Genomic DNA, 19,427 nt, shown 5'->3' on the forward strand with positions numbered 1-19,427 from the left:
AATGGCGCGAGGGCAGGATCGAGCGGCGCAAAGCCATCAAGGAAGGAACGGCGAGCGAAGAGGACGCTAGGCTCGATAAGAAATCGGCTTTGGTCCTGTTCGGCATTCTGGGAGTGTACCTTGTCATCGTGCTGGTAGTAGCCCCCTTGGCTACCAAGTCCTCATAACCATCCCAAAGTTCGGCGACAACCCCTACTCCCAACGAATCTGCACGAGGTTGCGCAGCAACGATGGAAGCGCATTCAGGTCGAACGACCCCAGCAGCTCTTCGGGGGTTGTTGGGTCACAGGTGGGCGCCAAGCCTGTGAGGCCGGCGATATGTCCGATAACAGCCGCGAGGGTCTTGAAGCGCACAAGCAGGGCATCGAGCGCCGCATCATGGTTGCGCTTGGAGAGCCGCCTATCCTGCTCTGCCACGATAAGCGGGATGTGCGCATATCCAGGACGAGGAAGCCCGAGCAGCTCTTGCAGGTATATCTGCTGCGGTGTCGAGCACAGCAGGTCCACGCCGCGTACCACCGAGTTCACCCCTTGTTCGGCATCGTCCACGACGACGGCCAGCTGGTAGGCAAACGCCCCATCCGAGCGCTGTACCAGGAAATCCCCGCAGTCGTGCGCGAGGTCCTGGCGGTAGCGTCCTTGCACTAGGTCGTCGAGAGATACATCCCTGTCGGGAACGACAAGACGCTGCGCCGGCACACGTCCTTCCGCGCGCAGCTCGCGCTCCGCGGGGCCCAAGCTGCGGCACGTTCCCGGATACACCGGCTTCTCGCCGCGATGCGGCGCAGAGGCCGCATGCAAGTCCGCCCGCGTGCAGAAGCAGGGATACACCAGGTCTCGCTCAGAAAGGACTTCGAACGCAGCCCGGTAAGCCTCCTCTCGGTCATGCTGGAAGTAGGGTCCTTCATCCCACGTAAGCCCCAAGGCTTCGAAATCCCGCTGCACCGCATCGACGAACTCAACCCGCGACCGCTCGGCATCCAAGTCCTCGATACGCAAGACGATGCGCCCGCCCTGCGATTTCGCTACGAGCCAGGCCATAAGCGCCGCGAACACATTGCCCGCATGCATCCGCCCCGTAGGGGACGGCGCAAACCGCCCCACCACCGGCGAACTCACCAGCTGTTCATCACAATATGCCATACAACCCTTGGTTGAAAACCCTATTTCCGCAAGTCCTCGACGTGCTTGGCCTTGCCGGTCGTACGCTCGATGCCGCCCGGTTCCACGAGACGCACCTTGCATCCCACCAGCAAAACACCCTTGAGCTTCTCTTCGATGGAGCGCCTGAACGCGTCCATCGCCTCAAACGAGTCGGAGAACGACTCGGGCTTCAGCTCCACGTGCACCGCCATACGGTCGAGCCCGTCTTGCGTGTCCACTACGATGCGGTAGTGGGGCGTCACGCCCTCGATGCCGGAGAGCACGTCCTCCACTTGGCTCGGGAACACGTTCGTGCCGCGGATGATAAGCATGTCGTCGGAGCGCGAGCGCACCTTCTGCATGCGGGCCGTCGTACGGCCACAGCGGCAGGGCTCACACACCACGCGTGTCAAGTCGTGCGTGCGGTAGCGCAGCACGGGGATAGCCTGCTTGTCAAGCGGCGTCAGCACCAGCTCGCCTACCTCGCCCTCGCCTACCGGCTCGCCCGTTGCCGGGTCCACCACCTCCCACAGGAAATGGTCCTCGGCAATGTGCTGCATGTCGCGCGCCGCCAAACACTCGCCCGATACGCCCGGCCCCATGACCTCGGTCAGCCCGTAGTTGTCGGTGCAGACGATATGCATGCGGCTCTCGATCTCGGCCTTAAGTGCCGGCGGGCACGGCTCGCCGCCGAACAACCCCACGCGCAGGGTCGACTTCTCCCAATCGTATCCCATCTTCTCCCCCACCTCGCACACGTGCAGGGCGTAGGAGGGCGTAGCGACGAGCACGGTGGTGCCGTAGTCCTCGATCATAGCAATGTGGCGCTCGGTGTTTCCCGAGCCGGCAGGGATCATGGTGCAGCCTAGCTTCTGAAGACCGTAGTGCAAGCCGAAGCCGCCGGTGAACATGCCGTAGCCGAACGCCATCTGGGCACGATCGCCCGGCACGACGCCCGCCATCTGCACCATGCGCGCAATGCAATCGCTCCACACGTCCATGTCGTGGGCGTTGTAGCCCACCACGATGGGCTTGCCGGTGGTGCCCGACGAGGCATGCAGCTCTACCACCTGCTCCATAGGAACGGCAAATAGCCCGTAGGGGAACGTGTCGCGCAGCACGGACTTGTCCGTGAACGGCAATCGGCGCACGTCGTCGAGCGTCTGTATATCGGCGGGTGCCACGCCCAGCTCGTCCATGCGCACACGGTACCACGCTACCCGCTCGTAAGTCCAGGCCACCTGCGCTTTCAGCTTTTCCAGCTGAAGCGCGCGTATCTCGTCGCGCGAGGCGCATTCCGCACGACGGTCGTAGATTGGCAGGTCGGCGAAATTGCCGGCCAAGGCAGCGGCCAAGGCGGCACCTTTTACGGTCATATCGGCCATGATGCTCACCTGCCTTCGTTGCGCTCAAGCACACGCGCCAGCTCGCTCTGCCCGATAAGATCGACCGGCTCGCCTTCCAGCAGCTGCTCGGCGCGCGCAACGTCTTTGACGGAAAGCGCGATATAAGTGGAAATAAGCGAATAGCTGTAGGTGACGTTGATGTCGCAGTCGGCCATGATGCCCATAACGCGCGCCAGCTCGCCCGGCTTGTCGTCCAGACGCGCGCACAGCACGTCGGTCGCCGTAGCTGCGGCACCTAAAACCCCCAAAACGGAAAGCGCGCGGCTCGGCTCGTCCACGATGAAGCGCACGATGCCGTAATCGCCGGTATCCGAAGCACTGTAGCCGCGCACGTTCACCCCGGCATCCTCGAACGCATCAAGCACGCGGCGCAGGTGCCCCGGCTGGCTTTCGAGGAACACGCTGATCTGTTGTACGCTCATGCTTGCATCTCCCCCTCCTGCGCTTGGGCCGTATCGAGCGCGAACGCACGCCCAGCCCGGAATGCCGCAAGGTTCGTCTCGACGGTCTTGGGCGGCACGCGGTCGGCAACCACTTGCTCCCAAACCTCCCTCGCAAAGGGCAGGCGCGTCGAGAGCGCCCCCAGCAGCACGATATTCGTGGACTTGGGACTACCGGCCTCGGCCGCTAGCGCCCCTGCCGGAATCAGGGTGGCGCCATACCCGAGCAGCGTCTCGCGGGCATGTGCGGGCATAGATGCCTTGCCGGTAGCTACCGGCAAGGGTAGGATAGCCTCGTCGGCCACCAGCAGGTAGCCTCCCTCCTTCACAGACGAGAGGTTCCGCAGCGCTTCGGTCGTCTCGAACGAGACCACGCAGTCGGCTGTGCCGGGATCGCATACCATGGAGTTGACCGCATCGCCGAAGCGCACGACGGTGGTCACGGCGCCACCGCGCTGCGCCATGCCGTGAATTTCAGATACTTTGGCCACCTCGCCTGCCGCAAGTGCCGCATGCGCCAGCACGTCGGCTGCAAGGATGGTGCCTTGGCCGCCCACGCCGCACAACAGCACGGTCGTGGCAGAAGTCGAACCCGTCAGCGCGCTCATGCGACGCCTCCCTTCGCGGATGCGGCATCCGGCTGCACGATGGCCCCGAAAGCGCAGTACTGCGCGCACTGGCCGCAGCCGATGCACAACGTCGGATCGATGGCGGAACGCCCCGTCTGGGCATCCTTAGCAATGGCCGGACAGCCGAGCGTCGGGCACACGCCGCAGGCCGTGCACGCATCGGTGACGGCATAGGCGGGCTTGCGCAGGCGGTCGATCAGCACACACGGGCTGCGGAACACCAGCACCGACAGCTCTTCCGATGCAGATGCCTCCTTCAGCGCTCGGCGCACCGCAAGCGCGTCGTTGGGGTCGACGGTACGCACGTCCTCGACTCCAAGTGCCCGCACGATGCCCTCCATGTCCAGCTCGCGGCTAGGGCGCTTCTGCAGCGTCTCACCGTTGAAGGGGTTACCCTGACGTCCCGTCATGGCCGTCGTGCGGTTGTCCAGCACGCACACGGTGCCCGCCCCGCGGTTGTACACCGTGGAGATAAGCGAGGACAGGCCCGAGTGGGCGAACGTCGAGTCGCCGATGACAGCTACGACCGGACGATGCAAGGTGCCGGAAAGCGCCAGCTCGAAGCCGTGCGCCATCGACACCGAGGCACCCATGTCCAAGCAGGTATCCATGCCCGACAAAGGAGGCAGCGCGCCCAGCGTGTAGCAGCCGATGTCGCCGGTGACGATGGCCTTCATGCGCGTGAGTTCCTTGAACACCAGGCGATGCGGACAACCCGGGCAGAGCGCGGGCGGGCGCCCCGGCAAGCCTGCGGGCGTGGCCTCGTGCGCCGGCTCCTGGAAGCCGAATGCCGCACGGATAAGCCCCGGTGACAGCTCGCCGTCGCGCGGCAGGGAGCCGGGAAAGCCGCTCACCTCAATGCCGAGCGCGGCCACGCCGTGCGTCAAGTATTCGGAAGCCTCCTCTACCACATAGAGTGCCTCGACGGAGTCGGCAAAGTTACGCAGTGCCTGCGCAGGCAAGGGGTAGGTACACCCCAGCTTGAACACCGACGCTTCGGGGAGCGCATCTGCCACATGCTGGTAGGTCGCGCCCGCGCATACGACGCCCACCGCGCTCTTGCGCCGCAGAACCTCGTTGTACGGGCAGTCCTCGGCCCACGCGGTCAACGCGTCGATGCGCTCGAGCTGCACGCGACGACGCGGCTTGGCGAAGGCCGGCATCATGACCCACTTTGCCGTGTTCGTTTCATAGGGCCTCAACGCAACCTCAACACGCTGGCCAGGCTCTACCGGCGTCTTCGTGTGCGAAAGGCGCACCGAAGAGCGGACGAAGACGGGCACGTCGAAACGCTCGGATAAGTCGTAGGCCTCGCGCGTGAAGCGCAGCGCCTCGGCCGAGTCGGCCGGATCGAGCATCGGGATATGCATCGCCTGCGCATAGTAATGCGAGTCCTGTTCGTCCTGCGAGGAGTACATGCCGGGGTCGTCTGCCGCGAGCACCACCACGCCGCCGCCCACTCCCGTGTAGGCGGCCGTGAACAACGGGTCGGCTGCCACGTTCACACCGACGTGCTTCATGGTGACCAGCACGCGGGCTCCGGCGGCAGATGCCCCCATGCCCACCTCGACAGCCACTTTCTCGTTCACGCTCCACTCGGCGTACACGCCTTCTTTCTTCGCGAACTCCTCGAGCGTTTCGGTCGAGGGGGTTCCCGGATAGGCCACGCCGATATGCGCACCGGCCTCCCACGCCCCTTGGGCGATGGCCTCGTTTCCAGACATCAGTTCCATAGACGGCCCTTCCCTGTCGATGATCCGTGTGACATTATACGGCAATCATCTCGCCTCGCAGCGCATCGCGCGAAATCGAGAGCGAACGGGCGTATCCCGCAACTTCGACGGCCGACGCCGCCCTTGCGGAAGGACACGCCAGAAAACCGTCCATCGTCCAACGAGTACCGCACGCAAACGCGCGGTGGAAACGGCATGATCACCGGCTGCAACCGGCAGAATACCGACTGATGCCAGATGGTTAAATTCGCTTTTGAGACGGTCTACCCCGAACAACTTAACTCGCACACAAGCCAAGATAGGTTAATCGCCGCTTTTGTATTAGAATAGGTGCAAAGAACATCAGGGAGCAGACGGTTCAACGTGGGTCGAGGGAAACGATGCAAGGCAAACGCAGGCGCACGTCCATAGCAGCGAATTCGTTCGGGATCGCCCTAGCGGCGTTTGCGGTAGCTTGCGCTCTCATCGGCATCTCCAGTTTTCAATACTACCACCAACTGCAAAACACTATCCGCGACGAGAGCAGCGGCTACCTGCAAGAAATAGCGCGGCGCACCGGGGACAACGTCAACCGCATCATCTCCGACAACTACGCAAACCTCTACACCATCGCGGCCATTGTCGAGAAGTCGGACACAAGCTCCTACGACAGCATCTCGATTCTCACCGAGAAACAGAAGCGGTATTGGGGCTTCGAGGATCTCGTTTTCATCAACGAGGATGGCAAGGCGTACAACTCGTCGGGCAATCCCATCGTGCTCAACAACGACGACACCTTCACCACCGCCATCGTCGAGAGACGGACAAGCATCTCGAACACGCAGATGGTCGACGGTAAGGAGCGCATCTTACTGTCCGTACCCCTCGACGGCCTCGATATCGCAGGCGAGAGCATGGTGGCCATAGCCACGAGCTTCAACCCCTCCTCGTTCGACCAGACGCTCGCGATGGAGTCGTTCGACGGCGAGGCGACCTCGTGCATCATCGACAAGAACGGCACCGTGGTCGTGCGTCCGTCGAACTCGTCGGGTATCGACACGGGCTACAACGTGCTCACGACCATCTCCGACGCGACCATGGAAGAGGGCGACAGCGTCGAAGCTATGAAAAGCGCTATGCAAAGCGACTTGAACGGGCAGATAGCCTTCTCGGTGGACAACAAGCGTTATTACGCCGTGTACACACCCGTGAACCCAGAGAATTGGTACCTGCTCACGTTCGTGCCCTCAAGCACCGTGAACGCCCGCTCCGACATGCTGCTCGATATGACGATCATGCTCTGCGGACTCGTTACCCTGGTATCCGCCGGGCTCATCGCCTTCGTGCTGTTCACGACGTCGCGCAACAAGCGGCGCCTCGAGCACCTGGCTTTCGTCGACGACGTGACCGGCGGCAATACCGTCGAGAAGTTCTTCGAGATCGCGCAGGATTCCCTTTCCTCCTCGTCGGCACCGCAGTACGCTCTCGCCTATTCCAACATCGAGAAGTTCAAGGTGCTCAACGACCAGTACGGCGAAGATGACTGCGACGACATGCTACGCATGCTCTACGCCGTCATCGGCGACAACCTTCGCGACGGCGAGGCTATCGGCCGGCAGGCAGCCGACAACTTCGTCGTGCTGGTCGAATACGAGGGCGAGGTAGCGATGCGCGAGCGCATCGCTACCTGGTATGCCTCCGGAGAGCAGTTCGTCGCGGTCGAGCCTCCGGTTTGGGCGCTTCCCGTCGTCGAATTCGGCATTTTCGTCATAGACGACGTGAACCTGCCGTTCTCCCAGATGATCGACCGTGCAAAGCTTGCCCTGCGCGAGTGCCAGAAGGCGCTCAACAGCAAGGTTCGCTACTCCATCTACGACGATGCCGTCAGGCACCGACTTTTGCGCGAAAAAGAGCTGGAGGACAAGATGGAGACCGCCCTGACCTCGGGCGAGTTCCAGGTGTACCTGCAGCCCAAGTACCACCTACCCGATCGCACGATCGGCGGAGCCGAGGCGCTCACCCGATGGCAAAGCGGGCCTGAGGGCCTGATCTATCCCGACGAGTTCATCCCGCTGTTCGAGAGGAACGGCTTCGTGGTTCAGTTGGACCTCTGGGTATTCGAGGAGGTATGCCGCCGTCTGCGTGCCTGGATCGACGAAGGCCTCGAGCCTGTGAAGGTGTCGGTGAACTGCTCCCGCGTCCACCTGCGCAACGCAAACTTCCTCGGCGAGTATTGCGCCATCGCACGGCGCCACCGCATCCCTCGCGGCTTGGTGGAGATCGAGCTCACCGAAAGCGTCGTCATGGAAGACTCACAACGGTTCATCAGCATTATCGATTCTATCCACGAGGCCGGGTTCTGCTGCTCGGTGGACGATTTCGGCAGCGGGTACTCGTCGCTCAACATGATCCAGGCGCTGCCCGTAGACACCATGAAGCTCGACAAAATATTCTTCCGCGACGACGAGGGCGGCGACGCTCAGCGCATGGCCTCGGTCGTCAAGAGTATCATCGGCCTAGCGAAATCGCTTTCCATGGAGACGGTGGCCGAGGGCGTGGAGAAGCCGGAACAGGTCGACATGCTCGAACGGTTCGGATGCGATTACGTGCAGGGATACGTGTTCGCCGAGCCCATGCCTATTTCCGATTTCGAGCGTCTGGCGTTCGGAAAAGAAGGAGGCGTCTAGGATGAGCCCATTCGGGTCCTCGAAACGGTGCACCGTTTCGGCAACAGGGAGCCATCGGGGACTGCGCTGCCTCCTGTCCGCCGTGCTTGCCGGTGCTTTCATGCTGCCGCTCGCCTCATGCGGGGCAGGCAGCGAGTCGGCGCAGCAAGACGTACTCACGCAAAAGATCACAGAAGACGGCAGGCAGCAGATATCCGTTCTGGTGAAGAATGCCTTTGCCATCAACGGGTTCGAACAGGCCGTCGAAGAGAAGTTCCCCGACATCGATATCGTGCAGGTGGGAAACCACACGCGCGACATGGGCATAGCCGAATACGAGGCGCGCCTTGCCAACGACGATATTCCCGATATGGTTATGACCTGGCCGTATGATATCGGCGAACAGTATTGGGGCGACGAGTTGCTCGATCTGGCAGGCATGGGGTTCACCGACCGCTACAACCTCTCGATGCTCGGCGACCTCTCCCGTGACGGGGAGCTGTACTACCTGCCCGGTCCTGCACAGGTGCGCGGTATCGTATACAACAAGACCCTGTTCGAAGAGCGTGGCTGGGAGGTTCCGAAAAACTTCGATGAGTTCGTTTCGCTGTGCAAGACCATCGAGGCGAGCGGCATGCGCTCGCTGCAGCTGGGCCTGGGCAATTCCGAGGTGCTTGATACCGCATTCACCGGATACGGCTACGCCGACTGCTACAGCAAGCCGCAGGATAAGCTGTGGATCAAATCCTACAACAACGGGGAGGGTAGTTTCGGCGACCATTTCGCGCCGGCGCTCGACACGTTCCAGACCTTGATTGACGAAAAGATATTGCAACCCGGCGACCTCGACCTCACTTACGCCGACCGCGAGACCATGTTCTTCGGCCGTCAGTGCGCCATGATCGAAGACTCGGCCTTAATGGTCCACCTAGGCGAAACGATCTGGGGCAGCTCCGACGAATTCGCGCTCATGCCCTTCTTCAACCCCGGCGATGGCGGGGACTGGGCTCGGCTCTATATGGTGTGCTACATCGGATTGTCCCAACACCTTGCCGAGCCGCGGAATGCCGAGAAATACGACCTTGTGATGAAGCTCATGGACTACATCAGCACGTCCGAAGGCCAAAAGGCGCTCATGGCCGATACGGGAGCCATGTTCTCGAGCCTTGTCGGCATGGGAGCGCCGGACACTCCTGAGATCGAGAAAATGCAAACAGCCCTTCAATACAGCCGTTACGGCACGTTCCCCACGCTTGAAAACGCTCAGGATGCGCTGCGTGAGGGACTGGCGGGCATGGTACGCGGAGAATTGACCGCCGCCGACGTGACCCGCATGGTGGATGCGCAGAACGCCTCCCCTGTAGCCGCACAAGAGCCCGAGACGATCGGGCAGGCATCGGAGGACTTCTCTCTGACGGATACCGGAGGCTTTGTGACCGATACTCTGAGAGAAGTAGGCGGCAGCGACCTTGCGCTCTTCTTGGACAACGGCAAGGACGGACGCAATAACGGCAAAGGCATCAGCGCGCGTCTTTACGGCGGCCCGATCACCGAGACGGACATCGGGCGCGTGCTTCCCGACCTCAGGCGCGGAGAATCGGGGACGCTTTGGGTGGTATCGATGACAGGTGCCGACTTGCTGGAAACGCTCGAGCACTCCATAACGGTCGACAGCAACCAGGGCGGGTGGTTCTACTACTTCTCGGGACTGCGCATGGAGTATGCGCCCGCAGCGGAACCTGGCGAGCGCATACGCTCCGTCACCCTCACCGACGGCAGCGCCGTGGATCCCGACCGCGTGTACACTGTTTCCATTATGGATGAAACCGTGCCCGACGGGTTCATCCAGTCGTGCGAAAAGACCGATCGCACCATCAAGGACATACTTGAGACCGCAGTACGCGAGGCAGGTACCGTCTCCCCTTCCAAAGATGGACGGCTGACGATTGCCGAGCCCTGAGCAGCGCTGCAAGGCGCTCGAAGGAGCCGTCAGCAATAAGGGAAGGCCATCCGTCTCGGCCGCAAAGCTGGCTTACTCTTCCTGATAGAGCAGGCAGAACGCGCCGATCTGGATGATATCGCCGTTCGACAAGACACGCGTCGCCTCGACGTTATCGTTGTTCACCCAGACGCCGTTGAACGAATTCATGTCGCGTATGGCAAAGCCGCCGTCCGCCTGCTCGATTGCAGCATGCTCGCGCGAGACGGTCATATCATTCAAGAACACGTCGCACCGAGGACTGCGGCCGACGGTCTGCACCGCGCCCTCACTCAAGCGGTACGAGACACCGGTTTGCGGCCCACGAACAACGCGCAGCACCGCTTCAGCAGCCGGTTTGGCCGGCGTTGAGAAGGACTCGTCTTCAAACGACACCCGCTCGAAACGCTGTGTCGATCCGAGCAACTTGAAGCCGCAGTGCGGGCATGCCGGCATCTTCGGTTCCAGTTCGCCACTACATACGGGGCATTTCTCGGTCATATGCGCTCCTTTGCTCTTCTTGACGGACGGCGCTTAGGCCGCTGCCGCCGTCTTGTCGTTGATCAGCGGCGTCTCGTTCAGCGTGACGGACGACGCAACTTGGGGCTGCCCGGAAAGACCGCGGAACAGGCGGTCCCACCAGATTCCGATTCCCTGCAGGAAGTCAGGGGCAGTCACATCCTCGCATGCTACCAGGTCCTGCGTTGCCACTACGGCGTTTCGTTGCTTGAAGGTGATCGTTCCCACCTTGTCGCCCGCACGCACGTTGCCCTTCACTTCGTCGAACTCGAGAGACTGGCTGACGTTGCCGTTGAGGTCGAATATGCGGATGGACGCCTCCGGATCGGCAAGCGTCGCCTTCACGGTCTCGTCGATCCACTCGCTATGGGGAACCTCCGCCACGACAGGAACCTCGGTCGCGGTGCCGTTCACGGTCATAGACGCCGTCTGGGAGCTGTTGGCAAGAACGTAGTCGCGCTCGTGCGCGTACGTCCATTCGAACAGCGTTTGCGCGTCGTTGAAGCGCTGGGCCTCGGACGTCGAGTTGATCACGATAGCGTACAGTTCCTTTTCGCCGTTGTAGGCAGCACCGGCGAACGAAGGGCCCGCAAGCAGCGTGGTACCCGTCTTGATGCCGATCGCGTACTCGTAGACGCCGATAAGCTCGTCGGTGGATACCAAGTCGATCGTAGTCCGGGCTCCATCGCGCATCACGACGATACCGGTATCGCCTCCGGCAACGATCGAGCGGAACGTCTCGTTCTTCATGGCATACTGGGCCATTTTCGCCACATCGGCAGCACAGCTGTGCTGATCGCCCGCAAATTGCTCGTGGTCGAGGCCGTGCGGGTTCTCGAACACGGTATCGACGCAGCCGAGTTCGGCGGCCTTGGCGTTCATGGCGGCTACGAATGCATCCTGAGCTGCCGCAGCGTCGCTCGCAGATATCTTCGCCCCTCCGGCCAAGACCACTTCGGTACCGTTCAGGTTCGCCATGCCGGCAAGCAAGGCTCCCGCCGTCTCGGCGATGGCCACGGAAGCGTCGTTGCCCGAGGGCACGAGCAGTGCCTTGAGCGCAACCTCAAGCGACATCGTATCGCCCGCGGCGAGACCCGCCGACGACTCCCCCACTTCGACTGCTGCGGCCGACACCGTTACCGTCGTGTCGAGCGTCAGCTTGCCCTGAGCCACGGCATCGAGTGCAACGATCGCGGTCATGATCTTCGTGATGGAGGCGATCTGCGTGGGATTGGTGCCGTTGCGCTCGAAATACACCGTACCGTCGGCACCCATGAGATAGGCGTACTCGGCATCGATGTTGGGGCATTGAGCGACAGCCAAGCCACGTGCGTCAACCGTCTGGCCGTAGACAACGTCGGCCTTGCGTACGTCGGCAAAAGCCATTGCGGGCGCGGCGACAGTACTGCACGCCAAGGTCAAGGCGAGTGCGCAAGCAACAAGGCTTGCGCACCGGTTCTTCAAAGGGTGCTCTATTGCTTTAGTCAAGCGCATATATATCTTCCGGTCGGACCGGCTCGAAGCCGGCGGCGGTCAACTTCTCCTCGATCCTACTATCGCCGTCCACCTTGAGCACGTCAATGGCAGTGCCTTCGTTCACGGAAAAACAATAGCCGTATTCGATGTTCGCCGCCTGGGCATCCATGAATTCCAACAGCAAGGCTAAGCCGCCGGGGACGTTGGGCACGCGCACGCCCAGCACCGGCGTTACCGTCGCGCGGTAGCCGGCTGCGCGCAGCACCTCGGCTGCAGCCTCGGGCGTATCGACGAGCATGCGCACTACGCCGAAATCGGCCGTATCGGCCAGGTTTAGGGAATGCATGTTGATGCCAGCATCTGCCACGGTGCGACAGGCTGCGGCCAGACGGCCCTTCTCATTCTCGAGGAAAACGGTCAACTGGGAAATCATGCGCGGCCCCCTTCTCTTAGGTCAATGATGCGCTTTGCCTTACCTTCGCTACGCTCGATGGTCTTGGGCTCGACAAGCTTGATGTCCACAGAAATCTGCAAGTTGCTCTTCAGCTCGCCAGCGAGGCGGCGCTTCAGATCTTCGAGCTTGCGGATCTCGTCGAACGGGAAGTCGGGCACGGTCTCGATCTTCAGTTCGACGCGATCGAGCGGGCCCTTGCTGGTAAGCACGATCTGGTACTGTGCCGCGATCTCGGGGAACTCGACGATAACCTGCTCGATCTGCGAGGGGAACACGTTCACGCCGCGAATGATGAGCATGTCGTCGGTACGTCCCACGATGCGGTCGATCTTGCGGTGAGTACGCCCGCAGCCGCAGGTGCCGGGCACGATGCGCGTGACATCGCGCGTGCGGTAGCGCACCAGCGGACAGCAGGTGCGCGCGAGCGTGGTGAATACCAGCTCGCCATACGTGCCGTCCGGCACAGGACGCAGCGTATCGGGGTTTACGATCTCGGCATAGAACTGGTCCTCGGCCACGTGCAAACCACTGCCCTCTGCGCACTCCATGGCAACACCCGGCCCCATGACCTCGGACAAGCCGTACACGTCGCAGTACTGGATACCCAGCTTGGCGCGAATGTCGTCGCGCATGCTCTCCGACGCCGGCTCTGCACCGAAGATGCCCGCCGAGATCTTGAGCTCCGTAGCCGGATCGTAGCCCATCTCGATGGCGGTGTCGGCAATGAGCAGGGCATAGGACGGCGTGCAGGCAAGGATGTCGGTACCGAGATCCATCATCATCTGGATCTGGCGCTTCGTGTTGCCTGAACTGATGGGGATGACCGTGCAGCCCACGGCCTCGCCGCCAGCATGCGCACCCAAACCGCCGGAGAACAGGCCGTAGCCGTAGGACACCTGGATGGTGGAGTTCGCGTTGCCCCCCACCATGTAGATGCCGCGGGCGAAGCAGTCGCCCCAGTTCTTGAGGTCGGCCGCCGTGTGGCCCACGACCGTCGCCTGCCCCGTCGTGCCGGACGATGCGTGGATGCGCGCGACATCCTTCTGCGGCACGGCGAACAGCCCGAACGGATAAGCATCGCGCATGTTCTGCTTCACGACGAACGGGAAATCCGCGAGGTCGTCGAGGCTTTTAAGGTCGCCGGGCAGGACACCTGCCTCCTTGAGCGAATTGCGGTAGAATTCCACGTTGTCAAAGGCGTGGCCCATGGTCTTCTGCATGCGTGCAAGCTGGAGCTCGCGTAGCTGCTCTACCGGCATGGTCTCGATATCAGGCTGATAATACACGTGATCTTCCCTTCTTCTCTCTATCAAAGCGCCGCCCTTACGATGCGGCGTTATGGGGCTTCACCTCGACACCGGGGGCGGCGACCACGACCTCGCCGAGCGGGCTGTAGTTCGAGTCGAACACGTCCTGGCGCAGGGTTTCTCCCGTAGCGGACGTCACCGTACGGACGACGGTGATACTGCTGCCGTCGGCCCCGGCCGTCTTCACATAACTGGTGCCAGCCGCCATGGATTCGTCGTACTCGACCTTGGTCTTGTATTTGGCGCCCTCGGCCCACTGCCCGACCTCAGTTTTCACGCGATAGCCGGGGTTTATGCCGTACAGCACGACCGTCACCGACGTGTCGGTGTAACTCAGGCGCACCAACACGTCCGACGTGCTGTCGTTTTTCCACTGGAAATCGAGCTCGCCCCAGCTGACAGCCGCATCGCGCCCGTCGGGGTAGCTAGACATATGCAGGGAGTGGTTATGCCGCTCCACTACCGGGAAGCCCGAATCGTACACGGCGTTGAACACGGTCGTGGCCACCTGGCAGATACCGCCACCGATGGCATCGTCGTACTCGCCGTTGATGATGGCTCCTGCACCGAGGAAGCCCTTTTCCGCATTGCAATTGCCCGTCGTGCCGTTAAACGACCAGATACCGTCGGACTTCACGATTGAGTTGTTCAGCAGATCGGAGGCTAGGTGGATGTTGTGGTTGCGGTTCTCTGTGCCCGCCTTCTTCGTGTATTCGGTGGTGTAGGAGGATATCGGGGAGATGATGCCCAGCGACAGCGCCTCGTCGAATGAGGTAGTGGCCGGTGCCGGACCGCTTCCGACGGCCACCTCGACTGGCTGCCCCTCTGCGGGGCGTACGGCGCTGGCAGACGACGGGCGAGGGGGTACCTCAGACGGTGCGCCGTCTGAGGCGTCGAACAACACGCGGTTGAGCGTGGACATCGTCTCGGCAATCAACGGGATCGTATGGGACGTGTCGGTATGAACCTGCACGTCGTCGCCCTTGCGTTCGAAGAGCACCTTCAGCTCCTCGTTGCTCGCGCCCTGCTGCACATGAGCCAGAACAACCGGTTTCGCACGTTCTTCGTCGAGGGAGGGAATGAGGCTCCATCCCTCATCGCGTTTCTCAACGCTCGTCTTCACCCATTCGCCCAAGTCGGTGCTTGATGCATCCCAAAAGGAACCCGCATACGTGAATCGTGCACCGGGCGCTATGGCACTGTTTACCTGGTCGCAAACCGCCTGTGCAGCCGCATGGTCGATGCGCAGGGGCGCGTATTCGACCCGTGCGACAAACGAGCCTTTGCCCTGGGCGTCGTCAAGCAGCGCCCGGTCCAGCTCGCGAGTCAGCTTATCCCGTTCGACCATGTTGCCGTCGTAGCCGTCACTCACCTCGGCAACGCCGCCGTGCACCACGATGTCGAAGTCCACCCGTGGGTTGCCCAAAGTCGCATCGATGTCGGAGGCAAGACTTTCCAGCGGGGCATCGCCGTAGGCAGCCCGTACCTCCACGACCTGGCCGGTCAGCAGGGCGCCGACACGGCCGAAAAGCCCGCCCTGCTCACGGCCCACAGCCATGGCCTCGTCCACCATCTCGTCGATGGGCAGCGTTGCAGAAAGCGAGTCGGCGCTCGCTGTCCACAACTGCTTGTTCGCCTGGGCCTGTTCGACGGACTGCTGCTCGGCAGTGGCCACGTCTTGGGCGCGGGCGAGCTCGTCGGCAACCTTAGCTGCTGCATCGTCGCTGGCGTAGATGGTGGCCGACCCGGAAGCCAGCCGTGGGCCATAGGTCTGCTCCACCAGCGCGCGCATATCTTGGGCAGACTTGCCCGAAACGTCTATCTCGCCTATGCGGACGCCTGCATAGGCGCGACCCCAGTTCATTCCCAGGTCCACCAAGCCTCCGGCGACGAGAGCGGCGACGAGCACGGTCACGACCAGTGCCACACGACTGCGCGAGACCAGCGAGACGATCGCCCGACCGATCCACGCGATGCCGTGGCCTACGAGCGCAAGCAGCGACAACAGCACACGCCCAACAACAGAGAGTATGCGCTGGAACAGGTTTTTCTCCGAAGTGCCTGGAGCAGCGTTTTTCGTCCAAAGCGAAGGGGTGTTGTAGGAGGCACCCTGCACGGGAGCAGATGCCGCACGGGACGTGCGGCTTTTAGGTACCGCTTGTGCTTGGCGTCGTGCAGGACGCGCGCCCGGCTTAGACGCAGGCGTGCTTGAGGCAGGTTTAGATGGGCGCGATGCAGGCTTCTGCGTCGCGGGCGGCACGTCCGCAGCAGAACGCACGCGCCGCCCACCGTTCACCGAAGGGCGGGCTTGCGGGGACGTGCGGCTCCTGTGCGCTCCCCCGTCGTTTCCAGGCATCCGGTCAGCCATGTCCTACCGCTGCTCCGCAGGCGCGCTCTCGGAGGTGCGTACAGCCGCACGTACCTGAGCCACTGCCGATGCCGCATAATGCACCGTGGTGACCAAGGCAAGCACGATGCCCACATACACGAACCAAATACCCCACGAATAGGTCTCGCCCGAAAATCCTGGCAGCCACGACACATCGACCACGCCCAACCCGGCGATCAGCGGCCAGTTCAAAAGCAGGCCTGCAAACCCGACGAATAGCAGCGTCGTAGCCACCTTGCCCACATACACCACCGGAACGCGTATGCGGTAGCGCTTTATAAGAACGGCGCCGCCCACCAAAAGCAGCAGATCGCGCACGAGCACGACCGCGATGATCCAAAGCGGCAGGCGCCCAACGAAGAACAGTCCCGCCACGCCGGCTATCATGAGGATGCGATCTACCGCCGGATCGAGCAGCTGGCCCAGTTTCGACACGCTGTTCGTGCGACGGGCGATCTGCCCGTCCACCCAGTCGGTACCCGCAGCCAAAGCGAACAAAAACGTCGCCATGAGGTTGTGGCCGCTGAACAGCAGCACCAAGAAGACAGGAACCAGGCACAAGCGGACAAACGAGATAAAGTTCGGGATAGTGAATATCCGGCTGCTCGCCTCTTGTGCATCGGGCTTTTCCTGCTGGTTGTCGTTCTTGGACATGATCCTCTTCTCTCGGTGTGCACCCTGCCTGCAGCCGGCCCGCGTATCGCAGTCCCGGCTCCTTGCGCTCGATGCAAAAACCGGGCACGAGGCCCGGTTCCTTGCTGACAAACGCTATTTTAGCAGGTTTCATGCACGAGCAAGCTGCGCGTGCGTACCCTTCGCACCTTTTCCAACTATGCCTTCACCGTCTCGGGCACCTCGTAGACGTCCTCGTGCTTCTTCGTGGCAGCCGGCGCATAGGTGGGCTCCATGACCAGGCACTGCTTGGGGCATTCCCTCACGCAGGTGCCGCACTGCACGCAGCGAAAGCGGTTGATGGCCCAGGTACGGCCCGGCTTGTCTACCGTAATGGCGGTGCAGGGACAGCGCTTCACGCAGATGCCGCACAGGATGCAGTTGTCCACGTCGTTGGTCACGTGCCCCTTTAAGCCTGGCGGGGGCGTTTTCTGCTCGGCCGGGTACTGGGTAGTCTCAGGCTTGCCGAACAGCGACTTGAGCGTCATTTTTCCCAGTTTGAACGATCCCATCTTCGCCTACCTTTCCGTGCAGCTGATGCAGGGGTCGATGGTCAGTACAATCATGTTGACATCGGCAAGGTCGCACCCCGCCAGCGCCGTGGCCATGCCGGCCAGGTTCTGCGACGTGGGCGTGCGCATACGCATGCGCTCCAGGAACTTCGTACCGTTGCCGCGTGCGTAGTAATAGCACTCGCCACGAGGCTGCTCCACGAGATTGACCGCCTGGGCACCAGCAGCCGGCGAGCCTTTTACCTCGACAGCTATGTCGCCGGCGGGAATCTTGGCGATCATTTCATCGATGATCGAGATGGACTGCAGTACCTCGAGCGCACGCACCTTCACACGGGCGTAGCAGTCACCCTGTGTGTCCAAGATGGGCTGAAAGTCGGCAAGCCTGCCGTAGCCGCCGTTGCCCAGCATACGCGCGTCGTTGTTCACGTTGGAGGCGCGGGCGAACGGTCCCACCATGCTCTGCGCCACCGCACTCTCGTGGGTGATGTGCCCTACGCCCACGGTGCGGTTCTTCACCGAGGTGTCCTTCAGAAACGCATTGCAGAGCTGGGTGTAGTCGTCCTTGATACCCTCCAGCACGCGCTTCATCTCGGCAAGTTGCGATGCGTCCATATCGCGCACGACACCGCCTACCTTCACGACCGAGAAGATGACGCGGCCGCCGGTGGTCTTCTCGAACACGTCCAGCACGCGCTCGCGCAAGCGCCAGCAGTGCATGAACAGGCTCTCGTAGCCAAACGCATCGGCGGCGAGCCCCATCCACAGCACATGGGAGTGCACACGAGAGAGCTCGTGCCAGATGACGCGCAGGTACTCCGCACGCTCGGGAATCTCGACGCCCATGAGGCGCTCGACGGTCTCGGCATAGCCCATGGAATGCCCGAAGGCACAGATGCCGCAGATGCGCTCGGCCACGTAGATGAACTGGTTGTAATCACGCGTCTCGACCAGCTTCTCCAAGCCGCGGTGGATGAACCCGATCTGCGGGATGGCCTCGATAACGGTCTCGTCCTCGACCACCAGGTCGAGATGGAGGGGTTCGGGCAGCACCGGGTGCTGGGGGCCGAACGGGATGACGGTCGCCTTTCCCATGCTACTCACCTGACCTTTCGCTTGCAGCTGCCGCGGCCTTGGCGGCTTTGGCTTCCATGGCGGCGCGCACCTTGGCGGCCTTCTCGGGGTCGAGTCCGGCAATCTTCGCCTCGATCTCGGCCTCCTGGTCGGCCTCCGCGGCAGAAGCGGTCTCTGTAGCGGCCTTCTTCGCCTTCTCAGCCTTGGCAGCGGCGATCTTGGCCGCCTTGTCGCGCGCAGCCTTCTGCTCGGGCGAGATGATGGTCATGGGTTCTTTTTGCGACAGCGCATAGAAGTTGCCGCCGAAATCGATGGCGATGCCCTGGATGTCCACGCCAAACAGGTCGTGCGACTCGTTCTCGAACACGAACGCCTCGATGAACTCATCGGTAATGCTGGGGATGGTCGTCCCCTTCTTCACGCCCTTGATGGTGAGGTTCTCCAGGAGGGCGTCCTTCATGAACGAATAGATCATGTCGATGCCGTCTTCGGTGTTCACACAGAGCATCTGCACGAAGCGCCAGCCATCCGCCCTACGAGCACGGGCAGTAGCCGACAAGTCCTCGACGGTCAGGGGTGAAAACGTCGTCTCGAATGCCATGGTTTTTACGCCCCTTTCTTCTGGGCCTTGAGGGCTTTCGACTTCTCGTCGAGAATCCCTAGGCCCTGTACGACGGCGTCGATGATAGCCTCGGGGCGCACGGCGCAACCCGGAGCATACACGTCCACCGGAATGGCTTGGTCAACGCCGCCGATGACGTTGTAGCAATCGTGGAATATACCAGCCGAGCAGGCGCAGATACCGCACGCGATGACCACTTTCGGCTCGATCATCTGGTTGTAGATCTCTTTCACTACCTCGATGTTCTGCTCGTTCACGCTGCCGGTAACCAGGAAGATGTCGGCGTGCTTGGGGTTGCCCGTGTTGATGATGCCGAAGCGCTCCACGTCATAGCCGGGGCAGAGCGCGGCCAGCACCTCGATGTCGCAGCCGTTACAGCTGGAGGCATCGTAGTGGATGACCCACGGCGATTTGGTTGCATACGTCAT

General features: G+C 62.0%; 17 protein-coding genes. 2 read left to right on the plus strand and 15 right to left on the minus strand.

The annotated features are described in order from the left end of the window. Window positions 1-192: 192 nt before the first annotated feature. The 5 genes from gluQRS to RR842_RS04370 are packed head-to-tail and all read right to left on the minus strand — an operon-like array spanning window position 193 to window position 5,351. On the minus strand, window positions 193-1,143 hold the full coding sequence (gene gluQRS / locus RR842_RS04350) for a tRNA glutamyl-Q(34) synthetase GluQRS (RefSeq protein ID WP_332729084.1): 951 nt from the start codon (window positions 1,141-1,143) through the stop codon (window positions 193-195). 20 nt (window positions 1,144-1,163) lie between these two features. Beyond that, on the minus strand, window positions 1,164-2,528 hold the full coding sequence (locus RR842_RS04355; protein ID WP_332729085.1) for a phenylacetate--CoA ligase: 1,365 nt from the start codon (window positions 2,526-2,528) through the stop codon (window positions 1,164-1,166). Between the two features lie 5 nt (window positions 2,529-2,533). Beyond that, window positions 2,534-2,971, minus strand: coding sequence for an amino acid-binding protein (locus tag RR842_RS04360; protein ID WP_332512901.1), 438 nt, complete (start codon window positions 2,969-2,971; stop codon window positions 2,534-2,536). Further along, entirely contained in the window at window positions 2,968-3,597 is a 630-nt protein-coding gene (locus RR842_RS04365; RefSeq protein ID WP_332729086.1) for an indolepyruvate oxidoreductase subunit beta, read from the minus strand. The genes RR842_RS04360 and RR842_RS04365 overlap by 4 nt, the downstream gene beginning before the upstream one ends. Next, entirely contained in the window at window positions 3,594-5,351 is a 1,758-nt protein-coding gene (locus RR842_RS04370; RefSeq protein WP_332512897.1) for a thiamine pyrophosphate-dependent enzyme, read from the minus strand. Before RR842_RS04370 ends, RR842_RS04365 begins: the two co-directional genes overlap by 4 nt. Window positions 5,352-5,731: 380 nt before the next feature. On the opposite strand from RR842_RS04370, the gene RR842_RS04375 reads away from it, so the two are divergent. Beyond that, window positions 5,732-8,017: an EAL domain-containing protein gene (locus RR842_RS04375; protein ID WP_332512896.1), complete on the plus strand. Its 2,286-nt coding sequence runs from the start codon at window positions 5,732-5,734 to the stop codon at window positions 8,015-8,017. Window position 8,018: 1 nt separating this feature from the next. After that, window positions 8,019-9,956, plus strand: coding sequence for an extracellular solute-binding protein (locus RR842_RS04380; protein ID WP_332729087.1), 1,938 nt, complete (start codon window positions 8,019-8,021; stop codon window positions 9,954-9,956). A 72-nt stretch (window positions 9,957-10,028) separates the two neighbouring features. On the opposite strand, the gene RR842_RS04385 is transcribed toward RR842_RS04380, so the two are convergent. The 10 genes from RR842_RS04385 to nuoB all read right to left on the minus strand — a co-directional run bounded on the left by RR842_RS04385 (window position 10,029) and on the right by nuoB (window position 19,427). Beyond that, complete coding sequence (locus RR842_RS04385; protein WP_332512893.1) at window positions 10,029-10,475, minus strand: FHA domain-containing protein; 447 nt, start codon at window positions 10,473-10,475, stop codon at window positions 10,029-10,031. 33 nt (window positions 10,476-10,508) lie between these two features. Next, complete coding sequence (locus RR842_RS04390; protein WP_332512891.1) at window positions 10,509-11,957, minus strand: serine hydrolase; 1,449 nt, start codon at window positions 11,955-11,957, stop codon at window positions 10,509-10,511. A 16-nt stretch (window positions 11,958-11,973) separates the two neighbouring features. Beyond that, entirely contained in the window at window positions 11,974-12,402 is a 429-nt protein-coding gene (locus tag RR842_RS04395; protein ID WP_332729088.1) for an amino acid-binding protein, read from the minus strand. Beyond that, complete coding sequence (locus tag RR842_RS04400) at window positions 12,399-13,709, minus strand: phenylacetate--CoA ligase (protein WP_332729089.1); 1,311 nt, start codon at window positions 13,707-13,709, stop codon at window positions 12,399-12,401. The genes RR842_RS04395 and RR842_RS04400 overlap by 4 nt, the downstream gene beginning before the upstream one ends. Before the next feature lie 37 nt (window positions 13,710-13,746). Then, window positions 13,747-16,098, minus strand: coding sequence for a VanW family protein (locus tag RR842_RS04405; protein ID WP_332729090.1), 2,352 nt, complete (start codon window positions 16,096-16,098; stop codon window positions 13,747-13,749). Window positions 16,099-16,101: 3 nt separating this feature from the next. Further along, on the minus strand, window positions 16,102-16,773 hold the full coding sequence (locus tag RR842_RS04410) for a CDP-alcohol phosphatidyltransferase family protein (RefSeq protein WP_332553411.1): 672 nt from the start codon (window positions 16,771-16,773) through the stop codon (window positions 16,102-16,104). Between the two features lie 176 nt (window positions 16,774-16,949). Beyond that, complete coding sequence (locus RR842_RS04415) at window positions 16,950-17,303, minus strand: 4Fe-4S dicluster domain-containing protein (RefSeq protein WP_332512886.1); 354 nt, start codon at window positions 17,301-17,303, stop codon at window positions 16,950-16,952. 6 nt (window positions 17,304-17,309) lie between these two features. Then, window positions 17,310-18,398, minus strand: a complete 1,089-nt coding sequence (locus RR842_RS04420) for a nickel-dependent hydrogenase large subunit (protein ID WP_332512885.1) — start codon at window positions 18,396-18,398, stop codon at window positions 17,310-17,312. 1 nt (window position 18,399) lies between these two features. Beyond that, on the minus strand, window positions 18,400-18,978 hold the full coding sequence (locus RR842_RS04425; RefSeq protein ID WP_332522304.1) for an NADH-quinone oxidoreductase subunit C: 579 nt from the start codon (window positions 18,976-18,978) through the stop codon (window positions 18,400-18,402). A gap of 5 nt (window positions 18,979-18,983) precedes the next feature. Continuing rightward, window positions 18,984-19,427 carry an NADH-quinone oxidoreductase subunit NuoB gene (gene nuoB / locus RR842_RS04430; protein WP_332512909.1) on the minus strand — a complete coding sequence of 148 codons (444 nt, stop codon included), beginning with the start codon at window positions 19,425-19,427 and terminating at the stop codon, window positions 18,984-18,986.

The organism is Gordonibacter sp., assembly GCF_036667095.1.
GTDB lineage: Bacteria > Actinomycetota > Coriobacteriia > Coriobacteriales > Eggerthellaceae > Gordonibacter.